This window comes from Novosphingobium subterraneum, assembly GCF_000807925.1.
In the GTDB taxonomy this organism is placed as follows: domain Bacteria; phylum Pseudomonadota; class Alphaproteobacteria; order Sphingomonadales; family Sphingomonadaceae; genus Novosphingobium; species Novosphingobium subterraneum.
The window spans coordinates 1-21,621 of the sequence record NZ_JRVC01000010.1; the positions used below are offsets into that span (position 1 = coordinate 1).

The 21,621-nt window shown below is 65.5% G+C and carries 21 protein-coding genes; 9 read left to right on the forward strand and 12 right to left on the reverse strand.

Annotated elements, in window-relative coordinates:
- The 3 genes from NJ75_RS11075 to NJ75_RS11085 all read left to right on the forward strand — a co-directional run.
- A partial coding sequence (locus tag NJ75_RS11075) for a S8 family serine peptidase (protein WP_039334641.1) occupies positions 1–722 on the forward strand: 722 nt, incomplete at its 5' end.
- Positions 723–834: 112 nt separating this feature from the next.
- The gene (locus NJ75_RS11080; RefSeq protein WP_052242361.1) at positions 835–1,737 is read left to right on the forward strand and encodes a PRC-barrel domain-containing protein; all 903 of its coding nucleotides are present in this window, start codon (positions 835–837) and stop codon (positions 1,735–1,737) included.
- Positions 1,738–1,901: 164 nt separating this feature from the next.
- Positions 1,902–2,828 (forward strand): hypothetical protein, encoded by a 927-nt coding sequence (locus tag NJ75_RS11085; protein ID WP_156135772.1) that lies wholly within the window; start codon positions 1,902–1,904, stop codon positions 2,826–2,828.
- A gap of 224 nt (positions 2,829–3,052) precedes the next feature.
- Here NJ75_RS11085 and NJ75_RS11090 read toward each other — a convergent pair whose 3' ends face one another.
- Entirely contained in the window at positions 3,053–4,672 is a 1,620-nt protein-coding gene (locus NJ75_RS11090) for a GMC family oxidoreductase (protein WP_039334454.1), read from the reverse strand.
- A 121-nt stretch (positions 4,673–4,793) separates the two neighbouring features.
- Here NJ75_RS11090 and NJ75_RS11095 point away from each other — a divergent pair, with 121 nt between their 5' ends.
- From NJ75_RS11095 to NJ75_RS11110, 4 genes are all read left to right on the forward strand, one after another.
- Complete coding sequence (locus NJ75_RS11095; protein WP_039334456.1) at positions 4,794–5,180, forward strand: C-glycoside deglycosidase beta subunit domain-containing protein; 387 nt, start codon at positions 4,794–4,796, stop codon at positions 5,178–5,180.
- Between the two features lie 16 nt (positions 5,181–5,196).
- Positions 5,197–6,195 (forward strand): sugar phosphate isomerase/epimerase family protein, encoded by a 999-nt coding sequence (locus NJ75_RS11100; protein WP_039334458.1) that lies wholly within the window; start codon positions 5,197–5,199, stop codon positions 6,193–6,195.
- Positions 6,196–6,198: 3 nt separating this feature from the next.
- Entirely contained in the window at positions 6,199–6,969 is a 771-nt protein-coding gene (locus NJ75_RS11105; RefSeq protein WP_039334460.1) for a TIM barrel protein, read from the forward strand.
- Between the two features lie 195 nt (positions 6,970–7,164).
- Positions 7,165–9,135, forward strand: a complete 1,971-nt coding sequence (locus NJ75_RS11110) for a putative bifunctional diguanylate cyclase/phosphodiesterase (protein WP_039334462.1) — start codon at positions 7,165–7,167, stop codon at positions 9,133–9,135.
- A gap of 3 nt (positions 9,136–9,138) precedes the next feature.
- Here NJ75_RS11110 and estDL136 read toward each other — a convergent pair whose 3' ends face one another.
- The 10 genes from estDL136 to NJ75_RS11160 all read right to left on the reverse strand — a co-directional run bounded on the left by estDL136 (position 9,139) and on the right by NJ75_RS11160 (position 17,651).
- Positions 9,139–10,065: a chloramphenicol hydrolase gene (gene estDL136, locus NJ75_RS11115; protein WP_039334463.1), complete on the reverse strand. Its 927-nt coding sequence runs from the start codon at positions 10,063–10,065 to the stop codon at positions 9,139–9,141.
- Positions 10,066–10,078: 13 nt separating this feature from the next.
- A complete protein-coding gene (locus NJ75_RS11120; protein WP_039334466.1) occupies positions 10,079–10,978 on the reverse strand; it encodes an NAD-dependent epimerase/dehydratase family protein in 900 nt (299 codons plus the stop codon).
- Positions 10,978–11,784: an SDR family NAD(P)-dependent oxidoreductase gene (locus NJ75_RS11125; protein WP_039334468.1), complete on the reverse strand. Its 807-nt coding sequence runs from the start codon at positions 11,782–11,784 to the stop codon at positions 10,978–10,980. Before NJ75_RS11125 ends, NJ75_RS11120 begins: the two co-directional genes overlap by 1 nt.
- Complete coding sequence (locus tag NJ75_RS11130) at positions 11,781–12,206, reverse strand: nuclear transport factor 2 family protein (RefSeq protein WP_039334470.1); 426 nt, start codon at positions 12,204–12,206, stop codon at positions 11,781–11,783. Before NJ75_RS11130 ends, NJ75_RS11125 begins: the two co-directional genes overlap by 4 nt.
- A complete protein-coding gene (locus NJ75_RS11135; protein WP_052242363.1) occupies positions 12,203–13,075 on the reverse strand; it encodes an SDR family NAD(P)-dependent oxidoreductase in 873 nt (290 codons plus the stop codon). Before NJ75_RS11135 ends, NJ75_RS11130 begins: the two co-directional genes overlap by 4 nt.
- A 117-nt stretch (positions 13,076–13,192) precedes the next feature.
- Complete coding sequence (locus NJ75_RS11140; protein WP_039334472.1) at positions 13,193–13,525, reverse strand: 2Fe-2S iron-sulfur cluster-binding protein; 333 nt, start codon at positions 13,523–13,525, stop codon at positions 13,193–13,195.
- Between the two features lie 10 nt (positions 13,526–13,535).
- On the reverse strand, positions 13,536–14,954 hold the full coding sequence (locus NJ75_RS11145) for a cytochrome P450 (RefSeq protein WP_039334473.1): 1,419 nt from the start codon (positions 14,952–14,954) through the stop codon (positions 13,536–13,538).
- A gap of 294 nt (positions 14,955–15,248) precedes the next feature.
- Positions 15,249–16,124, reverse strand: a complete 876-nt coding sequence (locus tag NJ75_RS11150) for an SDR family NAD(P)-dependent oxidoreductase (protein WP_039334474.1) — start codon at positions 16,122–16,124, stop codon at positions 15,249–15,251.
- 23 nt (positions 16,125–16,147) lie between these two features.
- The gene (locus NJ75_RS11155; protein WP_039334476.1) at positions 16,148–16,876 is read right to left on the reverse strand and encodes an EthD domain-containing protein; all 729 of its coding nucleotides are present in this window, start codon (positions 16,874–16,876) and stop codon (positions 16,148–16,150) included.
- Between the two features lie 13 nt (positions 16,877–16,889).
- On the reverse strand, positions 16,890–17,651 hold the full coding sequence (locus NJ75_RS11160) for an SDR family NAD(P)-dependent oxidoreductase (RefSeq protein ID WP_039334478.1): 762 nt from the start codon (positions 17,649–17,651) through the stop codon (positions 16,890–16,892).
- Between the two features lie 324 nt (positions 17,652–17,975).
- On the opposite strand from NJ75_RS11160, the gene NJ75_RS11165 reads away from it, so the two are divergent.
- Both NJ75_RS11165 and NJ75_RS11170 read left to right on the forward strand, forming a co-directional pair.
- Positions 17,976–19,055 (forward strand): Rieske 2Fe-2S domain-containing protein, encoded by a 1,080-nt coding sequence (locus NJ75_RS11165; protein WP_039334652.1) that lies wholly within the window; start codon positions 17,976–17,978, stop codon positions 19,053–19,055.
- Between the two features lie 38 nt (positions 19,056–19,093).
- Complete coding sequence (locus NJ75_RS11170; protein ID WP_039334480.1) at positions 19,094–19,873, forward strand: SDR family NAD(P)-dependent oxidoreductase; 780 nt, start codon at positions 19,094–19,096, stop codon at positions 19,871–19,873.
- 53 nt (positions 19,874–19,926) lie between these two features.
- Here the strand turns inward: NJ75_RS11170 and NJ75_RS11175 are convergent, their stop codons facing one another.
- The gene (locus NJ75_RS11175; protein WP_039334481.1) at positions 19,927–21,612 is read right to left on the reverse strand and encodes a GMC oxidoreductase; all 1,686 of its coding nucleotides are present in this window, start codon (positions 21,610–21,612) and stop codon (positions 19,927–19,929) included.
- Positions 21,613–21,621: the final 9 nt, after the last annotated feature.

Consider the following 21,621-nt stretch of genomic DNA (forward strand, 5'->3'; position numbering starts at 1 on the left):
CGGCAGGGGGCAGGGCAGGGGCCATGCCGCCGATAGCAACGCCGGTTGGCGTTATCGACGGCGCGCCCATGCCGGGGCTGAAACCTGCCGAAACGCGCGGCTTTGCCCGTGGTGCGCCCAAGGCCAGCGATCATGGCAGCGCGGTTACCTCGCTGCTGCAGTTTGCCGGGGTGCAGCGCGTGCTGGTGGCCGATGTCTATGGCAGCGACCCGGCAGGCGGCAATGCCCTCGCGGTGGCCAAGGGGCTGGACTGGCTGGTGGGCAAGGGCGTGAAGGTGGTATCGGTCAGCCTCGTCGGCCCGCCCAATCCGCTGCTGGCGCGGGCGGTGAAGGCGGCGCAGGGCAAGGGCGCGGTGATCGTGGCGGCGGTGGGCAACGATGGCCCGGCGGCGCCGCCTTCCTATCCCGCCTCCTACCCCGGCGTGATCGCGGTGACGGCGGTGGACGGGCGCAACCGGGCGCTGATCGAGGCGGGGCGGGCGCTGCATCTCGACTATGCCGCGCCGGGGGCCGATATCGCGGCGACCAATGCTGCGGGGCGGCGGGTGAAAGTGCGCGGCACATCGTTTGCAACGCCGCTGGTGGCATCGCGCGTGGCGCTGAAATGGGGCGCCAATCTGGGGCCGAAGCTTGATGCCGAGGCGATCGATCTGGGCGCACGGGGCCCGGATGGCACGTATGGCCGCGGGCTGCTGTGCACGATCTGCAGACCTGCCCGATAAAAAATCGAAAAAATGCAAAAGGCGTGAATTAAACCGGACAGCCCATCCGTTTTCCTTTGTGAGAGGCCGTTGCGAAGGCGGCCCTGCCCACTTTGAGGAAAGGAAATTCACGATGCGCAAGATCCTTATCGCTTCGACCGCCATGCTGATCGCGCTGGCTCCGGCTGCACAGGCCCAGATCCTGGGCGGTGGCGGCATCGGCGGCGGCCTTGGTGGATCGCTGGGCGGCACGCTTGGTGGTTCGATTGGGGGCAGCACCATCGGCCGGACCATGGACAGCGTCGACAGCACGACGCGCAGCACCGTTCGCAGCACTACACGCGGCTCGGCCGACGCCACGGGACGCGCTTCGGCCAGCAAGTCGGTCGATCGCAAGAGCGGCAAGGTGGGCGCACAGGGCAGTGCCGACGGTTCGCTGACCGGCAGCCTTGGCCAGACGCTTTCCACCCCGACCGGCATGACCCGCGCAGGCGGCTCTGGCGCGGCTTCGGGCGGGGCTTCGGGTGGCGCCAATGCGCAGCTGATCGGCACCGATGCGGTGCGGTCTACCGCTGGCGAAGTCGCCGGAACGGCACGCAGCACGGCGCGCGGGGCGGTTGACGCCACCCGCAGCACTGCCGGTGCGCTGGCGACCAGCGGGCGCAGCGTGGCAGGTTCCGTCGCTGGCTCTGGCGCGGGGATGGCGAGCGGTTCGGCCAATGGCGCGCTTTCGGGCGGTGCGGGATCGCTGGCCCTGGCCGGCAGCGCAGCGTCTTCGGCGCAAGGTGCCTTCTCGCTCAGCAAGGGCATGAACGTGCTTGGCCCCGATGGCGAGAAGATCGGCAAGATCCGCGAGGTGATCGCCGACAGCCGCGGGCGGGTGCAATCCCTGCTGGTCAAGGTCGATGGCGAAAAGGCGATGCTGCCCGCCGCCAACTTCAGCGGCAGCGGCAACGGCAAGGCTGTCGTCTCGGCAATGGGCGAAGGCCAGATCAAGCGTGTGGCCCAGCAGCAGGAAGCCGCTGCGGAGGATTGATGTAAAGGCCGGCAAAACACGCTGAAGGCGCGGTCCCGGGGAAGGACCGCGCCTTTTCGCGTGGGTGGGTGAGGAGACGGGCAGGATCGGTGCAAGCTCCGTTTGCCCTGGCAGGGTGGCCATGGCATCGTTGCAATCTGATGGTGGCGAGGGGATGGCGCTTGTTGGCAATGATTTCAGAGGCTTGGTGCAAGTCAGGCAAGTGCGCCTGGCGGGTTTTCCTGCCGTTGCTGGCGGTGCTTGCTGCGGGCGGGACGTCTCCCACGCAGGCCAGCACTTTTACCGAGGAAGAAGTTGTCTGTCCGGTCGGCGGCGAAAAGTTCACGCGGATGGCGCTGATGTCTATCTCGACCTGGGGTGCGCTGCCGGATGGAATGCCTTTGGGTTCGGGCCGGTTTCCGGTGGAATTGCCGCAGTGCCCATCGAACGGGCTGGTGATGTACCGCGACTTCACGCCCGAGGAAGTGGCGCGGCTTGCGCCCTTCATCGCGAGCGAGGGTTACAAGGCGCTACGCAGCGCAGGCGAGACGCCGCGCTATCTGGCCTATCGCACCGCGCAGTTTCTGGGCGACAAGGATCTGCACTGGTGGTTGCTGGAAGCAAGCTGGGAGGCGAAGAACGACGATCCGGCAGGCGAACGGGCGCGGCGTTACAATACGGAATTCGTCGAGGCGGCGCGGCTGGTGAAGCCGGATGCGGGGAACCTCGAAGCCATTGCTGCGCGATTCCGGCTTGCGAACGGTTTGCGCGAACTCGGCAGCTTTGATGAAACCGAGGCGGTTAGGGCGAGCATCGTCATTTCGCCCAAGGCTGGCGGAAAGGGCACGGAGGCTCGGGAAAACCGGACTGCGTGGGCCGGGACGATTGCCGATCTGGCAGGACCGATCGCGCGAAAGGAGACGAGCCGCATCCCCATCGACATGCTGGGTGTGCGCGAGGCGGCGGGGTTCTGCCTGCGCAAGGAAATCGCCGCGAAGTTCGAGGAACCGCCGCCGCCACCTCTGACGGCGTTCGAGCAGGAGTATTGCGCGGGGCCGAAGCTCAGCGAGACGATCAAGGAGCAGCGCAAGTGGCTGCGTGAGGAGGATTAGCGGGGAGGGCGCGGTTGCGGATTTGCCCCTCCGTCAGCGCTTCGCGCTGCCACTCCCCATTTGCACTTCGTGAAAATGGGGAGGATCGCTTGTGTTCTGGCCCATTTGCACTTTGTGAAAATGGGGAGGATTGGTGGGTACGCGCCTGGGCTTTGATCCTCCCTGTTTTTGCGTGAGCGCAAACGGGGAGGTGGCAGCCGTGTTGGCGGCTGACGGAGGGGTTCTTACCGCGCATCCTCCAAAATCAGTTCCGCCGCGCGTTCCGCTACCGCCATGGCGGGGCCGTTGGTGTTGCCCGAAATCGGGGTGGGCATGATCGAGCAGTCGACCACGCGCAGGGAGCCAATGCCGTGGACGCGGGCGCGGGCGTCGGTGACGGAGGTGGCTTCGTCGGTGCCCATGGCGCAGGTGCCGGTGCCGTGGAGGCCGACTTCGACCATCTTGGCAAGCTCGGCCAGGATCGCGGCCTCGTCCTGCACGTCGGGGCCGGGCATGCGTTCGGTGCCGATGAAGGCTTTCAGCGGTTCGGACCCGGCGATTGCGCGGAACAGGCGGAAGAGTTCGAGGCTCTTGGCCCGGTCCGAGGGATCGGACCAGATCGCGGCGTCGGCGATCGGGGCATCGCGGAAGTTAGGCGAAGTGAGGCGGATCGAGCCGCGGCTCTTGGGCCGCAGGTGATAGCCCGAGAAGGTGAGGCCGGGATTGGGCGTGAGCGGGCTGCCGGGGCGGGCGGCCATCTCGTTCACCGTGCGCATGGCGAAGGGCGCGGCGCCGACCTGCAGATCGGGCCAGTCCTCGGGCGTGCCTTCGCTGGCGACCAGGCCGGTAATCGGCATGCCGACGCGGGCGAGGTGGCCGGTGCCGGTGAGGAAATACTGCAGCGCATTGCGATAGAGCCGCCAACCGAAGAACTCGCGGTTGGTGCCGGGGTGGTTCGTCAGGTCGAACGAGACGCCGAACTTGGTGTGATCGGACAGGTTCTGGCCGACGCGAGCGAGGTCCTTGATCACCGGGATGCCCAAGGCCTGCAGCGTGGCGCCAGGGCCGACGCCCGACAGCTGGAGCAGCTGCGGCGAGCCATAGACGCCGGCGGAGAGGATGACTTCGCGCGTCGCGGTGTGGGTGCGCTCTTCCCCGTTGGCTTCGGTGACGACGCCAGTGGCGCGGCCGCCTTCGATGGTGACGCGCTTTACCGCAGTGTGCTGGGCAATGGTAAGGTTGTGGCGGCCGAGGATCGGCATGACGAAGGCCTTGTACGAGCTTTCGCGCACCCCCTTGCGATCGACGGTGTACTGGCTGCGGCCGACGCCCTGCTTGCCGGGCGTGGTGATATCGTCGAGCCAGGGCATGCCCTGCGTGCCGAAGCCGGCGACCAGCGCATCGAGCACCGGCGACTGGTAGGTCGAGGCAGTGACCTGCAGTTCACCACCCTGGCCTCGGCCGGGATGCGCGCCGGGATCGCGATAGTCCTCGAACTTCCTGTAGCAGCGGGCGATCTCGTCCCAGCCCCAGCCCGACAGGCCGTGGTCGGTCCAGCTGTCGAAGTCCTTGGGCATGCCGGTGAGATACCAGGTGCCGTTGATGGCCGAGGAGCCACCCATGCCGCGCCCGTAAGTGTGGATGCCGCCGCGCATGCCGGGGCGCGGTTCGGTCTGGTAGACGCGGAAGTAATCGGGGTTGCCCATCATCTTGATGAAGCCGCCGGCCATCTTGATGAAGGGGTGCTGGTTGTCGCCACCGTCCTCGATCAGCAGGACGCGGGTTTGCGGATTGGCGCTGAGGCGGTTGGCCAGAACGCAGCCTGCCGAGCCCGCACCCACGATGATGTAATCGAATTCCGCCATGACCCTCTGGCACCTGTCCCTGAATTAGAATAGAACTGAAGTTCTCTTTTTATCTGCACAGGCCTTGACCCGCTGTCAAGCGATGATTAGAAGAAGCATTCTAATTATCGGGAGAGCAAACGTGCTGCCAGTCGAACGGGTGATCGGAGAAGAAGGACTTGCCGCTACGGCAGGCGGGTTGAAGCTGGCGATGCGCCTGCCATGGTATCGCTCGCTGCCGTTTTCGGTGGTGGAAGTGGGGCCGCTGTCGGTGGGTGGCGAGGCTGTCGACTTGTCCGACGCGCTGATCGAATACAACGGCCAGCAATGGCCGCTTTCGGAGAATGGCGAGAAGGTGGACACCTTCTGGTTCATCCGCGATTCGGCGTTTCTGGTGCTGCCTTCGCTCAGCGCCGAGGTGGGTGAAACCCGCGAGGTTTCGCTGAACCTGTTCATCAGCCCGCCCTACATTCCGGGGATGAAGCGGACCAATCCGCAGACCTCCACGCTCACCGTCGAAGCTGCCTGAGAGAGGACCGGCAATCATGGCTACTACCGCAACTGGTCCGCAGACCGGCGTTACGCTCTATTCCTTCACCAACGAGTATCTGACCCGCCAGTTCGAGCTCGATACGCTGCTGGCCGAAGTGGCCAAGCGCAACCTGGGTCCGAACATCGAGATCATCGGCTTCCAGAACTTCCGTGAATTCCCCGACGTTTCGGACAAGTTCGCCGAAGAGTTCAAGCAGATGATCGCCGAGACGGGCCTGAACCCGGTTTCCTGCGCGATCAATTCCGACCGCTTCCTCAAGCCGGGCGCGCAGCCGATCGAGGACGCCGCGCTGGTGGAATACCACAAGCGCCAGCTGCGTTCGGCAAAGAAGATGGGCTTCAGCCTGGTGCGCTACCAGTTCGCGCTGCCGGTGCACCTGCTGCCGGAAATCGCACCCTATGCCGAGGAGCTGGACATCCGCATGGGCGTGGAAGTCCACGCGCCGATGTGGGCGGGGCACCCCGCGGTGCAGGCCTATGGCGAGATGTACGACAAGCTGAACACGCCGTACCTGGGCTGGATTCCCGACTTCGGCGGTACGGCAAGCCGCATCCCGGAATCGATGCTCGATGCTGCGCGCGCCAAGGGGGCCAAGGAAGACCTGCTCGACAAGCTCAAGGAAGTCTGGCTCGAAGACGGCATGAGCCACGAGAAGGCCGGGCGCCTGCGCGAGTGGGCTCTGCCCAAGGGCCATGGCCCGCTGGAAGTTCAGGCGGCGTGCCTGGCGTTCTTCATCCTTTCGAACCACGATCCCAAGAGCTGGGCGGCGCTGGTCGATCGCACCATCCACATCCACGGCAAGTTCTATGGCGTGAGCGAGGATCTGGTCGAGGAAGCGATCGATTACGACACGATCCTGCCGCTGTTCAAGGATGGCGGGTTCACCGGCACGATGGTCTCCGAATGGGAAGGCCATGCCTATGACATGCGCGATGCCTTCGAACAGGTCCGCCGCCACCAGGCGATGGCCCGCCGCATCTGGGGGAACTGAGCCATGGCTTTCGAACTCTCGGTAAACCTCGAATACGGCTTCACCGAAGCGGGCGACAAGATCGAGGACCGCATTGCCGCGGCTGCAGCGGCAGGCTTCCGCAAGGTGGAGCTGTTCCTGCTGAAGGGGCGCGATCTTGATGCGATCAAGGCGGCGCTCGATGCCAACGGCGTCGAACTGATCAGCACGGTGGCGGACTATGTGACGCAGCTGGTCGATCCCGCCACGCACGAGGGCTTCTGCGAGGTGTTCCGCGAGGCGGCCTCGGCGGCCAAGTTCCTCGGCTGCTCGAACGTGGTGGTCACTTCCGGGCGCGGCGTGCCATGGTTGAAGCGTCCGGTGCAGCTTTCGATCTTTGCCGATGCCCTGCGCAAGATCCTGCCGATCGCCGAGGAGCTGGACGTGACGATCCTGCTCGAATCCGCCAACACCCGGCATGACCATCCCGGCGTGCTGTGCTCCACCACGCACGACAGCGTGGTGGTGGCCGACATGCTGGACAGCCCTCGCGTCAAGGTGCTCTACGACCTCTACCATTCGGTGGTGGAAGGCGAGGACCCGGACGAGGCGCTGGCCGCGGCGATGCACCACGTGGTGCACGTGCAGATCGCCGACGCGCCGGGCCGGGGCGAACCGGGATCGGGCAAGATCGATTGGCCGGGGGCGCTCGCCCGCTTCGAGCGTCTGGGCTACAAGGGCACGATCGGCCTGGAACTGCAGCCGACCAAGCCTTCGGTCGAGGCGTTCGGCTATATCCGCGGGCTGTGCGCCTGAGTTACCCTTCCGTCAGCCGCTGATGCGACTGTCGTCTCCCCATTTGCACTGCGTGAAAATGGGGAGGGTGCGGCAGTGCTCGGCGGCGGACTAAGCAATTCTACGGGGTCCCCGATAATACCGCCTCTTCAAGGTTTTCGCCTAAGTTCTGCATCTTAACCAAGATTCAAGGACTTAGGGCGAAACACGGTGGGGATGCAGGCCTTTGCGAACATCCTCAGGCTGGATACCAGCGATCCGGAGCTGACGCGGGCGCAGTTTCGTTCGTTTTCGCGCCAGATGCCGCTGCTCTATGCGATTCTGGTGTGCAATGCCTTTGCCATCGCCCTGTCGTTCTTCGACCCGGCGCGCCCGATCAAGACCGTCGTGACGCCACTCGTGACATGCGGCATTGCCGTGTGGCGCGGCATCTGGTGGTGGCAGCAGGGCGATCCGGCCAAGCTGTCTGACGAATACATCGCGGCCTGCCTGCGGCGCACCTGCTGGCTGGCGATCCTGATGACCATGGCGTTCGAGGCGTGGTGCATCTGGGTCTATCCCGATGGCGATGCCTATGCGCGCAGCAACCTGACGTTTTTCCTTGGTCTGACCGAGGTCAGCACTGTCTTCTGCCTGATGACCCTGCGTCCCGCCGCGATGCGCGTGGCGCTGGTCAGCACGCTGTCGTTCCTGTTCTACTTCTCGTGGGTGGATGGCGGAAAGCTGCTCGGTCAATCGGTGGTGCTGACTCTGGTGTGCATCGGCATGATCGTGGTGACGCACCGCTACAACATCTCGTTCTCCGAACTGGTCCGCTCCCAGCGCACGCTCCGCACGCGGCAGATGGAGGCCGAAAAGCTCTCCGAGGAAAACCGGCGCATCGCGTTCAGCGATCCGCTGAGCGGCCTGCCCAACCGCCGCGAACTCCTGACGCGGCTTGATCGACTCGAGGCGCGGGCTGATCCCCTGCCCGATAGTCTTGCGGTGATCTTCATCGATCTCGATGGCTTCAAGGAAGTCAACGACGAGCACGGCCACCAGGCCGGCGACGCCCTGATCCGCAGCATCTGCCTGCGGCTGGGCCAGCATTGCCCTGCGCATGCACGACTTGCCCGGGTCGGCGGCGACGAGTTTGCGGTGCTGCTGGAAATGCCCAAGGCGCAGGCCGAGGCGGAACGTCTGGCCGCAACGATCCTCGAGGAAATCTCGCTGCCGGTGCTGGTCGAACGCCACGTGCTGCAGGTGGGCGCCAGCATCGGCGTTGCCGCCAATACCGATGCGGCCGGAACGCCACGCGAATTGCTGCGCCGCGCCGATACTGCGATGTATCACGCCAAGACCGGCGGCAAGAACCAGGTCGCCGTCTATGATGCCGCGTTCGATGAGGGTCGAAAACATCGCCTGGCCGTCGAAACGCAGATCGGTCGCGGCCTTGCCCGCGATGAGTTCGAAGTCTACTACCAGCCCGAGGTAGATGCCCAGACGGGACGGATTGTGGCGGTGGAAGCCCTGCTGCGCTGGCCGCGTCGCCCCGAGGGCCCGCTGCCGCCGGATGATTTCATCGACATTGCCGAGGCCACCGGGCAGATCCATCCGCTCGGCATGTTCGTGCTCGAACGCGCCTGCCGCGATATTGCACCGCTGGGCGACTTGCGGCTCAGCGTCAATGTCAGCCCGGCACAGTTTCGGGATTCGCATTTCGAACGGCAGGTTGCCCATGTGCTGGAGCAGACCCGCTTTCCCCCCGAGCGGTTGCAGTTCGAGATCACCGAGGGCTATCTCCTCGCCAATCCGGAGCGCGTGGTGCGCGCAGTCGAGACGTTCAAGGAGCGCGGCATGTCGATCGCGCTCGACGATTTCGGCACGGGCTTCACCAGCATCCACTACCTGCGCAGCTATGGCTTCAGCCACATCAAGATCGACAAGTCGCTGCTCGACGGCCTGGCACCGGGGAGCAAGGGCGCGATGCTGGTGACCGGGGCGATCATGCTGGCCTGTGGGCTCGACATGCGCGTGATCGCCGAGGGGGTCGAGACCGAGGAACAGGCGCAGCTGCTGCGGCAGGCCGGATGCCACAAGCTGCAGGGCTACCTGTTCGGCAAGCCCATGCCGCTTGCCGATTTCGTCGCTGCCTGGGAGCGGTCGGAGCGCACCGTGCTGCAAGCCTCGGCGCGCTTCGCCGGTTAGCGGTCAGGCCGCGAACGCTGCCTTCAACCGTGCACCCGCCCGTTCGATATAGGGCATGGCATCGGGCACCGCCTCGAACATCGAGAAGAAGCCGTGGATCATGCCGGGCGCGAGTTCGGTCTCGACCGGCACGCCGGCCTGCTTCAGCGCCTCGGCATAGTCCAGCCCTTCGTCGCGCAAGGGATCGTACTGCGCCACCAGCACCGTGGCGGGCGGCAGGCCTGAAAGGTCCGCGTGCTGCAGCACCGCTGCTTCCGGGTGCGCGTTGGCATGATCGCCCACGTAATGCGCCCAGAACCACTGCATCATGCGGGTGGTGAGGAAGTAGCCTTCGGCATTCTCGGTATAGGAGCCGTTCTCGAAGTTGGTGTCGGTGACCGGGTAGATCAGCAGCTGGTGGGCGAGCTTCGGCCCGCCGGCATCGCGTGCCCGGATCGCCACGGCAGCGGCGAGGTTGCCGCCCGCGCTGTCACCGGCCACGGCCAGGCGGTGCTTGTCGATCCCAAGGTCTGCCGCGTGGTCCACCGCCCACAGCAGGGCGTCATGGCAATCGTCGAGCGGGCCGGGGAAGGGCGTTTCCGGGGCAAGGCGGTAGTCCACCGACAGCACCGCCGCGCCGCTGGCCACGGCAAGGGCTCGGGCCGAGGCATCGTGCGTCTCGATCGAGCCGATCACCCAGCCTCCGCCATGGTAGAACAGCACCAGCGGCGCGTTCTCTCCCGCGCCCTCGGGCTTATAGAGCCGCGCGGCGATGGAGCGGCCGGGCAGGTCCAATGTCAGGTCGCGCACTTCGGCCACGGCCGGGGGCGGGCCCATCTGCATCGGCCGGTTCGCCTCGCGCAGGGCCTCGGGCGTGATCGTCTCGTAATCGACCGGCGGCATCTGCGCGAAGAAGCCGAGCAGCGCCTCGACCTGCGGATTGAGCGTCATCGGTATCTCTCCCTTACCCGTACTGGGCGACGATTTCGGCCACGGCCGCAGCCACGTCGCCGCGACGATAGCCGAGCAGCGCGGTTTCGCCAGCGTCGGGTTCATAACTGATCGTGTTGCCGCGCCCTTGCGGGATGGCCACGTCTGGCAGGAGCGGCAATTCCTCGTCGCGCTCTTCCAGCTTCACGTCACTGCCAACTGCGTCGAAGAACAGCTGGAAGTATTCGCGGAAGGCCAGGTTCTCGTCACCCACCAGATAGGCCTTGCCCGGCTCGCCCCGCAACAACGCACCCTCGATGGCTTCGGACAGTGACCGGAACGACATGAAGTTGGTGCCGCCGGTGGGAGCGAAGAACGGGATCGGGATCTGGCCGTTGGCCCATGCCACGTAAGGCTCGAAGATCGCGCTGGGCAGGCCGGGAACGGCGCCGACCATGAAGGGGGCATTGACGCTGATCACGTCGAAGCCCTCGGCACCCTCGTTGCGGGCAAGCTGGCACGCGGCAAGGCGCGACTGGATATAGACGTTGCCCGCAATCAGCTCCGGTGCGGCCTGCGGGTAGAAGCTGCCGAGCTGGATGGCTCGGCTGACCCCGGCTTCGCGCGCGGCGGCGAAGACGGCCGGCAGCGCTTCGTGGTTGGCTTTCTTCAGCCATGCGCCAAAATCCTCGCCCTGCGGCACGTGGCGCGGGTCGTTGCCTGCGGCAAAGACCATCCAGTCGAAGCCGGAAAGCGTTGCAGCGGTGAAATCACCCGCCACGTAATCTCCCTTGAGAAAGCCGAGCCCTGTCAGCGGCGTGCCCTGCGGCGCCGACGAGCGGCCGGTGATCGTCACGTCATGGCCCTGGCGCGCCAGATGCAGCGCGGCGTGGCCGCCAAGGGCCCCGGTGCCACCGATGACCAGTACTTTCATCATTCTCTCCCTTCGGAATTCGCGTTCACCACTGGTAGCGGTGCAAGATCGGGGCTGCGGCGCAGCAGGTTGCCGCCATCGACCGCGATGCACTGCCCGGTCACCCAGGCGCTTTCGTCGCCGGCAAGGAAGCGTACCGCGCCGGCCATGTCGTCGGCCTCGCCCAGCCGGCCGAGCGGGTATTCGGGCAGGAAGGCCTCGGCCGCTCCGCCCTCGAACATGCCCTGTGTCGCGCCCGAACGGGTGAGGCCCGGGCGGATGGCATTGACGCGCAGGCCCGAGGGGCCGAGCTCGTCCGCCGCCGAGCGCACCAGGCCTTCGAGCGCCGCCTTGGCCATGTGGTAGGCGGCCAGATGGCGGAAGGTGAGGACCGCCGCGCCCGATGACAGGCAGACGATCGACCCGCCTGGCTGCATCAGCGGCGCAGCAGTGCGGATCACGTGGAAGGCGGAGACGACGTTGCTCTCGAAGGCATCGCGAAGGTCTGCGGCGGTGGTCTCGATCAGCGGGCGGAACCCGCCGCCACCGACCGTGGCAAAGGCGACGTCGAGCCTGCCGGCCAAGGCGCGGGCGCCGCGTACCGCTGCGGCCACGGCCTGCTCGTCGGTGCCATCGCCGATGAAGGTGTGGACTTGCGCGTCCGGCACGTGCGCGCGGATGCGCGCGGCGGTTTCGGCAAGCCCGTCGGCCCGCCGCGCCATCAGGGCGAGGCGCGCCCCGTCACGCGCCAGCTGCAGCGCGCAGGCCTCGGCAATGGCTCCGGTGGCACCGGTGATAAAGACGGTACGGCCGGAAAGACCGCTCACGCCGCGCCGCCCGGATTTGAGACGGCGCGCAGTTCTTCCCAATCGACGATCAGGGTGCGGCGGTTGAATCTCCATGTGCCTTGTTCGCGCCGCCACTGGTCCTGGTAGCGGATCGCCCAGACCAGCAGCTTGTCGCCGTCCGGCGCGGCAATGCGGTGCTCGGCGGTGGAACGGGTCTCGCCCTGCGCGGTGTCACCGTCCACGGTCACGTCCATGTCGTGCACCATGTGGCGCGTCATGGTGAAGGCGTGGGCGAGGTGGTCGATCGATCCGAGGTTGGCTTCCAGCCCGGTGATGCTGAAGCCAGGGCCGCTGATCTCGACATCGTCGGCCAGCACTTCGCGCCACAGCGCCTTGTCGCGCCGGTCTGCGCCGAGGGCATAGCGCTCGGCGGTGCGGCGCAGGGCGGCAAGGTCGCTCATGCCACGGTTCCCGGAACAACGAGGCCATTGCCCGAAATCAGCGGCACGTTGGTCCATTCGCCCTGCGGCGTGCGATACCAGCCTGCTGCTGCCAGTGCGCCGCCATCGATGTTGATCGCGCTGCCCGTTACCCATGCCGCCAGCGGGCTGGCGAGGTAGAGCGCCGCGCCTGCACAGTCGCTGGGGCGGCCGAAGCGGCCCAGCGGAATCCAGCGCTCCTCGTGTGCGCGGTTTTCCGGCGGGATCATGATATCGAGCGCCACTTGGGGGGTGTCGGTCGTCTCGGGCGCGATGGTGTTGACGCGGATGCCCTCGGGGCCAAGCTCGAGCGCGAGGCTCTTGGTAAAGCCGGTGACGGCCCATTTCGCCGCGGCATAGACCGAGCAATAGGGGATGCCGCGATGCGCTTCGATCGAGGTGACGTTGATGATCGAGGAGCCGGGCGCGCCCTTGCGCAGCAGCGGAATCATCGCGCGGGTCATGCGCAGCATCTGGCCAAGGTTCACGTCGAGGATTTCCTCGGCCTCCTCGTCCTCCAGCATGGCGAAGGGGCGGGCGTGGACGAAGTGGCCGACATTGTTGACCAGCACGTCCAGCCGGCCGGTCTCGGCGGCGATCCGCTCGGCCAGCATTGCGCCGACGCCGCGCTGGCGCACGTCGCAGCGGATCACGCGGGCCGATGGCATGGCGGCTTCGGCTGCATCGGCATTGGCGGGGTCGATCTCGGCGATCACCACTTGCGCGCCGGCTCCGGCGAAGGCCTCGGCAATGGCGCGCCCGATGCCGACGCCACCGCCGGTGACCAGCACGGTCTTGCCGGCGAAATCGAGCGCCTGCGCAGCGAGCTTTGCGTTATCCACCGCAGTCATACGGCAACTACCCTCTCCATGCCGATGATTCGGCAATAGTTGTTTCTATTTCTACGCATACTGTTTTCCGGAAGAGCACATGTCAACCGAATGCGCAGGGAGAGGGCACTGTTATTGCTAGATTCCCGGTTGCTCCGCCGGAATGTGCACCACCAGCCCGTCCAACTCCTCGCCAAGCTGGACCTGGCAGGACAGGCGGCTGTTCGGGCGGATCTCGACGCCATCGATGGCCTCGAGCATCTCGCGTTCTTCCGGCCGGGCGGGGCCGGTGCGGTCAAGCCAGTCCGGGTCGATGTAGCAATGGCAGGTGGCGCACTGCATCATGCCGCCGCACAGCGCGTCGATCCCGTCGACAAGGTTGCCGACCGCGAGCTGCATCAGGGTCATGCCCTCGAAGTTCACGCAAGTCCGCGCCGAGCCGTCCGGCTGGACGAAAGTCACCTTGGCCATTCAGTGCGCCTCATGCATGGGCCGGGCAACCGGCCGCCTTGGCGAGCGCCGCCACGTCCGCGCTTCCACCCGCGCCATCCAGCTTGCGCCGCTTGTAGCGCACGCGGCAGGGCTGGGCGGGCCAGTAGGTCGATGCGCCGGCGATGGGGCGCACTTCGTCGATCAGCTCCATGTCGAAGTTCTGCAGCAGGATCGCCACCAGCACCTTCATTTCCATGCGCGCGAAGTTTACCCCCGCACAGCGATGCACCCCGCCGCCGAAGCCGATCAGCGAGTTGCTCTCGATCTGCGCGTCCGGGTTCTGCGGGTTGAAGCGCTCGGGGTCATAGGCATCGGCATTGCGGAAGGTTTCTTCCATGCGATGGCTGACCGAGGGCGCGAGCAGCACGAATTCGCCCTTGCGGATGCGATAGCCGTCGCGCTCGATATCGGCACTGGCCTTGCGGCTGAGCATGTAGGCGACGGGGTGGAGCCGCTCTGTCTCGCGCAGGGCGAGGTCCATCTTCTCCATCGCCACGGCCTGCTCCCAGCCCAGTGCGCGCCCGTCGCTGCCGCCGAGCAGCGAGGCGACCTCTTCGCGCAGCACCTGCTGGTAGCCGGGGTTCTGGAGGAGGTCGGCCAGCGCCCAGCTGACTTGCCCGGCGGTGGTTTCGTGGCCCGCCCAGACCAGCAGCAGGATCAGGTGCCGGATGATCTCGTCGGGCACGGCGCGGCCATCGGGATACTTCGTCTCGATCATCGTCTGGAAGAAGTCGGGCGGATCGAGCGGACTGGCGCGGCGCTTGTCGATCCACGATTGCAGGATCGCGTGGAGCTTCTTCTTGGCGCGCTGGCTTTTCACCATCTTTGGTGTCGGCAGCCACAGCGGCAGCACGAACTCCATGCCGCCCGAGAAGTCGCGGAACAGCTCGAAGAATTCGTGGCCAAGCTTCTCGTGGAATTCGCGCCCCATGAAGCTGTGCGCGGCGATGTCCATTACCACGGGGCCCAGCGTCGGGATCAGGTCGAACTCGCCTTCCTCACCCAGCCGTTCGACGAGGTTCAGCGATTCCTCGACCATCACCGGCACGTACTGCTTCATCGATGCCGCCTTGAACCGGGGCATGATGATCGCGCGCTGGCGCAGGTATTCGTCCATCTCGGCAAACGAGTAGAACTCGGGCGAGAACATCTTGAGGAAGAACGGCATCGACTCTCGGATCGAGAGCAGCTTGTCGGTTTCCTCGAAGAAGAAGCGGTTGTGTTCCGGCCCCAGCATCACGTTCATGCGCTGGCCCATGAAGTTCATCGCGAAGAGCCGGCCCTTCGAGCGATAGCCGCGCTTCAGGACGGAAACCGGATCGCGAAAGAACTGGGCGAGGTGCCCGAGCAGCGGCACGCCGCCATCGAGCAAGGGAAGGCCGTCTGCACCCGCTGCTGCACTTGCCATCGATCATCTCCCCGTCTGGCCGGTTGCTCCGGCTCGAACGGGCGAAGGGTATGGGGCGGGGGGGCTGGTGCAAGGGGTTCGCGGATCTCGGTATCGCAGGATGATCCGGCGGGGATCATTGAGCGAACGTGCCTGAGCGCTTTGCCGAACAAGCCTTCAACCACAGCCCCGTCATGCTGAACTTGTTTCAGCATCCATCTCTCACCGAACACTGTCCGTGGATGTCGAGAAATGGACCCTGAAACGAGTTCAGGGTGACGAAGCAATTAGGCGAAGGTGCTTCGGCGCTACCCTTCAATAGACCGCCGCCGGGTTCTTCGGGCGCGGGCTGCCGAGCATTTCGCGGTGCGAGGGGCGGTCGTGGCCCCTGTCCTTCACGCCCAGTTCCTTGGCGATTTCCGCCACGATAAGCGTCTGGCCCGAAAGCTCGTCGCGGTTCGGCGCCCGGTCGATGGCAGCAAGGACGTGGGCGGAGAATTCGGGGTTCTCGGCCATCGACAGGAAGCCTTCGTACTGCTCCGGGTTGGTCTTGGCCGCGATCAGCGCGCGCTCGGTCAGTTGCGGGCCGAGCCAGAGCGAGACGGCGATCACGCCGGTGCCGCGGAAATCGTGCTCCATGTCGTGCGCCAGCTTGTCGAGCCCGGCCTTCTGCGCGCCGTAGGCGGGGCCGTGCATGTAGCAGGTCGCGCCGAACGACGAGGTCATCGCGATCAGGCCCGACTTCTGCGGAACCATGATCTTCGCCGCGTGCCAACTGGCGACGTAGGCACTGCGCAGACCGACATCGATGATCTTCTGCGCATCCAGTTCCTTTTCCCAGAACGGCGCCTTCTCGATCAGCTGGTGGTGCATGTAGGCGGCATTGTTGACCAGCACGTCGAGGCGGCCCTGCTCGTCCATGATCTGTTCGAATACGCGGGCGACGCTGGCATCGTCGGCATGGTCGCAGACCACGGGAATGCCCTTGCCGCCGTTCTCGGTGATCCTCTGCGCGGTTTCGGATACCGTGCCGGGCAGCACGGTGCCGTCCCAGCCCTTCGCGTCACCCGGCGTAACGGTGCGCCCGGTGACGTAGACGGTGTAGCCCATCTCGCCAAAGCCGCGCGCGATGCCGGCGCCTGCACCCCGGCTGGCGCCAGTTACGAGAGCCACTTTCGGTTGTTCGGACATGGTGGATTCCTCTTGCGCGATCTTCAGCCCAGGTGGGCGAAATCGAACTGGCTGGTGGGGATGATATCGTTGCGGGTGAAGTCGATGAAGGCGTGGCAGCTGGCCATCATCGCGTCGAGATTGGCCTTGAACTTTTCCGGGTTGCCCACGGCATCGAAGAAGACTTCGGGCTGTTCGAGCGCTTCCAGGGGAAAACATTCCTCGACGAATGCGCTGTAGGCCGGCGCGCCTTCGGTGAGGGGGCGGACGATCAGGTTCTGGACGTATTCGAAATTCGATTGCGCCTCGATCGCCACCCGCGTGTGGTGCGAATGCCAGTGGGCGACGGCCTCTTCGCGGGTGATGTCCGGGCGGAAGGTGATGAAGCTGGCCTGGCTCCAGCCCCAGGTGCGGTGTTTCCCCGGGGAAACATTTGCAGAACACGGATGCGCGGTGTTGGGGATGATCTCGGATTCGCAGACCAGCCATGCGGCGAACCAGGCCGAATGCGCGGCCAGCGCGGCATCTACCTCAGTCCGGAAGCGGGCGTTTGCCGAGGGCATCCAGAACTGCACGACGGCGGCCTGCTGCGGCGCCTGCCACTGCTGGACCAGCGCCTCGCCGGGGGCGACCGTGGCATCGCGCAGGTTGAGCCGAACCCGGCTCGCTCCCGCAGCGACGAGCGCCTGGGGCAGGGTGCCGAGCAGTGCGGCGCCGAAATCCTCCCGCGATTGGTGCGGCGGGGCCCAGAGGGCAGCGATGACCTTTTCCATGGGCTGCGCCTCCTCAGTCGAAGTTGGCCTGTCCACCGTCGAGCGGGATGGTCGCCCCGGTCAGGTAGGCAAGGTCCTGCCCCGCAAGCGCCACCAGCGCGCGGCCGATATCGCCTTCCAGGCTGCCGACCCGGCCCAGCGGGATCGTGCGGAAGAAGGCCTGCGCCTCTTCGGGATTGTTCTCGATCCACCACTTGAGCCCGGGCGATTCCGCGTGCGGCGCGATGGTCAGCACGCGGATGCCTTCGCCGCCCCATTCGGCGGCAGCGGCGCGGGTGAGCGAACGGATCGCCTGCTTGACCGCGGCGTAGCAGCCGTAACCGGTCATGTCCCAGCGGATGCCCGCCGACGAGCAGAAGTTGAAGATCGTGCCGCCGCCGCGCGCGGCGAGGTGCGGGCGGGCCAGCTTCATCAGGCGGTGCGTGGCCAGCGGCCCGCTTTCGAATCCCGCGAGGAAGGCTTCGTCCGTCACGTCCTCGAGCTTGCCGAGCGGCACTTCCTGGGCATTGTTGACGAGAATGTCGAGCCCGCCGAAGGTGGCGACGGTGCGCTCGACCGTCGCGGCAAGGTCGGCGGCGGACTTCACGTCGCAAGCGACGGCAAGCGCCTGGCCGCCCCGTTCCTCGACCATCCGCGCCGTTGCCTCGACCTTGGCGAGCGTCCGCCCGGTGACGACGACAGATGCGCCAGCGCCTGCCATTGCCAGCGCCACGCCCTGTCCGATGCCCTGCCCGGCTCCGGTTATCAGGACGACTTTGCGGTCAAGATCGGTCATGCTTCTCTCCAGTGGCGTGAAGCGTCTTGCGGCCTCTCGCTGATCGGGTTGTTGCCACGGCCTCATGCAAACTGCAAACCAAAATCTGAACGCAGGTTACAGAGAAAACGTGGAGTATTGCTGTCTTTGCGTAAGATGCGGCATTTATGGCAACGCAAAGTGTGGTCCGCTTGGGCTTGCCCAATGCTCTTGGGCGTGCCATGCTGAGGGCGTGGGAGAAGATCGCGATCGGTCCGCAAATCGTTCGCGATTCGGTTTTCGGGATCACGAATGCGCTGTCGTCACCAAGGCAGAACGGCGCGGTGATCAAAAGGAGTGATGCAGATGGCAACCTCGAAAGAGTATGGCCTGGGTGAGTTCGATTTTCCGCGCGGCTGGTTCATGATCGGAACTGCAGCCGATGCCACGCGCACTCCCGCGCCGATCCGCTACTTCGGCAAGGATCTGGTGATCTACCGGGGCGAGAGCGGCAAGCCTTACGTGGTCGATGCCTATTGCCCGCACATGGGCGCGCACCTGGCGAAGAACAGCACGTCCTACATCGTGCGCGATGGCGAGCATGTCGAGGGCGAGTCGATCCGCTGCCCGTTCCACGGCTGGCGCTTCGGCACCGATGGCGCGTGCAACCACATTCCCTATTCCGACTTCATCCCCAAGGCAGCGAAGCTCGGCACTTATCCGGTGCTCGAACGCGCCGGGATCATCTGGATGTGGCATGATCCGGAAGGGTTGGAGCCCGACGTCGAGCTGGCCAATTTCGGCGGCCATTATGGCGAGCCGGGCTGGGTCGAATGGAAGATCGACTACATGGGCGATCTTAACAGCCACGGCATCGAGATCGTCGACAACATGGCCGACTTCGGCCACTTCGTGCCGATCCACGGGGCGACCGACTGGCAGTACTTTGCCAACGAGTTCATGGGGCCGCACCTGCACCAGTACTATAGCGCCGGGCACCGCACGCTGACCGCCAACCCCGAAGACGCGCTGGTCCTGGATACCTGGTACGAGGGGCCCGGCTTCCTGCAATCGGAAATGGCCGGCACGTTCGACAGCTTCATCATGATCGCCAACACGCCGATCGAGGACGGGGTGACGCGGTCATGGCACGCGCTGATGGTCAAGGTTCACGACGGCAGCCGCGAGACGACCGCCGAGGACCGCCAGACCGCGCTGATGTATCAGGAAGCGAGCCGCCTTGCCTTTGCGCAGGACGTGGAAATCTGGGCGAACAAGCGCGCCTGCATCAACCCGCTGGCGATCCCCAAGGATGGGCCATACGCCAAGGTGCGCCTGTGGTACCGCCAGTTCTACAACCCGCGTGACAAGGCGCCCGAGATACAGGGCCGGGTCAATGGTCTGCACGTCACGCTCGACAAGCGGCCGGGGCAGAAGGTGGCCTGAGGACATAAGGCTCCCACGCAGGGGCCAAGGGAGAGATCATGGGAAAGCTTGCAGGCAAGGTGGCGATCGTCACCGGTGGCGCGCGGGGCATGGGCGCGGCGACGAGCCGGCTGTTCGTGGCCGAGGGCGCGAAAGTGGCGATTGCCGATGTGCTGGACGAGGCCGGTGAAGCACTGGCCGCAGAGCTTGGCGATGCGGCGCGGTTCTTCCATCTCGACGTGACCGACGAGGCCAATTGGGCTGCCGTTGTCGGCGAAGTTGAAGCAACGCTGGGACCGGTCGACGCGCTGGTCAACAATGCCGGCATCCTGCTGTTCAAGAGCCTGTTCGAGACGACCAAGGCCGATTACGAAAAGGTATTGGGCGTCAATCTCGTCGGCGAGTTCCTCGGCATCAAGGCGGTGGCGCCGGGCATGATCGCGCGAGGGCGCGGGTCGATCGTCAATGTCTCTTCCGTGGACGGGATGAAGGGCGCGAACAGCCTGGTTGCCTACGCCTCGTCCAAGTGGGGCGTGCGCGGGCTGACCAAGGTGGCGGCGATGGAGCTGGGCCACAAGGGCGTTCGGGTGAACTCCGTCCACCCCGGCGGGGTGGACACGGTGATGTCCAACCATTCCGGCGCGCCGCGCGAGGAAGTGGACAAGGGCTATGGCAACGTGCCGTTGCAGCGCATCGGCGGGCCGGAAGAGGTGGCCGCAGCCAGCGCCTTCCTTGCCAGCGACGAGGCGTCCTACATCCATGGCGCAGAGATCGTGGTCGACGGCGGAATGACCACCGGCAGCTACTACATGGGCTTCCCCGGATCGCCGGGAATGTAATTCCGGGCATCTCCTGCTTGAAGGGCTGCCCTTGCAGGCAGCCCCCGAGCGGTTCAGATCTTGCCTTCCTTCAACATCAGCACCGCATTGTGCGCGGCGCGGGCCGACATCGCCATGTAGGTGAGCGACGGGTTCTGGCAGCCCGAAGAGGTCATCACCGCGCCATCGGTGCAGAACAGGTTCGGCGCCTCGTGCGCCTGGTTCAGCCCGTTGAACACCGAGGTCATCGGATCGCGGCCCATGCGGGCGCTGCCCATCTCGTGGATGCCCAGACCCGGCGGTCCCGGTTCGGTCCGCTGGTAGACGACAGTGCCGCCGGCGGCTTCGATCATGGTCCGGGCATCGGCCTGGATCTGCCTCGCCATCTTCTTCTCGTTTTCGCGCAGCTGAACGTCGATGTGGAGCAGCGGAATGCCCCACTTGTCCTTGCGCGTCTGGTGCAGCGTCATCCGGTTATCGGGATGGGGCAGCATTTCGCCAAAGCCCGAGATATAGGCGACCCACGGCCCGAACTTGCGGTTCCGCTCCTTGATCTCCTGGCCGATTCCTGCGGAAGCATCGGGCTTTCCGCCCTGCCGGGTCACTGCGCCCTGATAGCCGTAGCCGCGCACGAAGCCGTCGGCGTCCTCGGTCACGTTGCGATAGCGCGGGATGTAGATCCCGGTGGGACGGCGGCCGTGATAATAGCTGTCGGCTGGATAATGCGGCATCACGCCGGCTGTCGCCAGCGCATACATGTGGTCCATGATGTTGCGGCCGACCTGATCGGACTTGTTGCACAGGCCGCGCGGATTTGCCTCGTTCGCCGAGTTCAGCAGGATCTGCGCCGATCCGATGGTCGATGCGTTGAGGAAGAAGACCTTTGCCTCATAGGTCCGCCCCTCCATGGTCTTGGCATCGATCACCCGCACGGCCGTGATCCTGCCACTGGCCGGGTCCTGCACCAGGCTGTGCACGATCGCATCGGTGACGATGGTCAGGTTGCCGGTGCGCTCTGCCGCGGGGAAGGATGAGGACAGGCTGGTGTGGTTCGCCCCGAAGCTGCAGCCGCGTTCGCAGATCGAACGGTTCTGGCAGCTGGTGCGCCCCAGTTCCTCGTGGTGTGGCTGTGCGACCGAGAGGTTGGCATTGCGCCCGATGATCACCTTGCGGCCCGAGAACTTCTCCTCGACCGATGCCTTGAACAGCTTCTCGGCATCGTTCATTTCCCATGGAGGCAGGAATTCGCCATCTGGCAGTTGCGGCAGGCCTTCCTTTGACCCTGCCACGCCGATGAACTTCTCGACATGGCTGTACCATGGCGCGAGGTCGTCATAGCGGATTGGCCAGTCGACGCCGTGACCGTCCTTGGCGTTGGCCTCGAAATCCATGGGCGAAAGACGATAGGCCTGGCGGCCCCACATGATCGAGCGCCCGCCGAGGTGATAGCCGCGAATCCAGCTGAACGGGCGGTCTTCTGGCGTGGTGTAGGGATGTTCGCTGTCCTTGACCCAGAACTGCTTGGTCGCGGCATTCACGGCATAGCACTGGCGCTGCACCGGATAGTCGCGCGCCAGTTCCTCTTCGGGAATCTCGTTGTTGTTGGGCAGCTCCCACGGCATCTGGGTGTCGTTGTAGTCGCTGACGTGTTCGACCTTGCGGCCGCGCTCTATCACCAGGACCTTCAGGCCGCGTTCGGTCAATTCCTTGGCGGAAATGCCCCCGCTGATACCCGAGCCGATAACGATGGCGTCAAACATGAATCTATC

Bases quoted from the DNA above. Each gene is read 5' to 3' on its own strand.
- NJ75_RS11080 (WP_052242361.1), top strand. From the start codon at position 835: ATGCGCAAGATCCTTATCGCTTCGACCGCCATGCTGATCGCGCTGGCT.
- NJ75_RS11160 (WP_039334478.1), bottom strand. From the start codon at position 17,651: ATGACCGATCTTGACCGCAAAGTCGTCCTGATAACCGGAGCCGGGCAG.
- NJ75_RS11170 (WP_039334480.1), top strand. From the start codon at position 19,094: ATGGGAAAGCTTGCAGGCAAGGTGGCGATCGTCACCGGTGGCGCGCGG.
- NJ75_RS11120 (WP_039334466.1), bottom strand. From the start codon at position 10,978: ATGAAAGTACTGGTCATCGGTGGCACCGGGGCCCTTGGCGGCCACGCC.
- NJ75_RS11155 (WP_039334476.1), bottom strand. From the start codon at position 16,876: ATGGAAAAGGTCATCGCTGCCCTCTGGGCCCCGCCGCACCAATCGCGG.
- NJ75_RS11130 (WP_039334470.1), bottom strand. From the start codon at position 12,206: ATGAGCGACCTTGCCGCCCTGCGCCGCACCGCCGAGCGCTATGCCCTC.
- NJ75_RS11175 (WP_039334481.1), bottom strand. From the start codon at position 21,612: ATGTTTGACGCCATCGTTATCGGCTCGGGTATCAGCGGGGGCATTTCC.
- NJ75_RS11100 (WP_039334458.1), top strand. From the start codon at position 5,197: ATGGCTACTACCGCAACTGGTCCGCAGACCGGCGTTACGCTCTATTCC.
- NJ75_RS11150 (WP_039334474.1), bottom strand. From the start codon at position 16,124: ATGTCCGAACAACCGAAAGTGGCTCTCGTAACTGGCGCCAGCCGGGGT.
- NJ75_RS11105 (WP_039334460.1), top strand. From the start codon at position 6,199: ATGGCTTTCGAACTCTCGGTAAACCTCGAATACGGCTTCACCGAAGCG.
- NJ75_RS11090 (WP_039334454.1), bottom strand. From the start codon at position 4,672: ATGGCGGAATTCGATTACATCATCGTGGGTGCGGGCTCGGCAGGCTGC.
- NJ75_RS11135 (WP_052242363.1), bottom strand. From the start codon at position 13,075: ATGACTGCGGTGGATAACGCAAAGCTCGCTGCGCAGGCGCTCGATTTC.
- estDL136 (WP_039334463.1), bottom strand. From the start codon at position 10,065: ATGACGCTCAATCCGCAGGTCGAGGCGCTGCTCGGCTTCTTCGCGCAG.
- NJ75_RS11110 (WP_039334462.1), top strand. From the start codon at position 7,165: ATGCAGGCCTTTGCGAACATCCTCAGGCTGGATACCAGCGATCCGGAG.
- NJ75_RS11145 (WP_039334473.1), bottom strand. From the start codon at position 14,954: ATGGCAAGTGCAGCAGCGGGTGCAGACGGCCTTCCCTTGCTCGATGGC.
- NJ75_RS11140 (WP_039334472.1), bottom strand. From the start codon at position 13,525: ATGGCCAAGGTGACTTTCGTCCAGCCGGACGGCTCGGCGCGGACTTGC.
- NJ75_RS11165 (WP_039334652.1), top strand. From the start codon at position 17,976: ATGGCAACCTCGAAAGAGTATGGCCTGGGTGAGTTCGATTTTCCGCGC.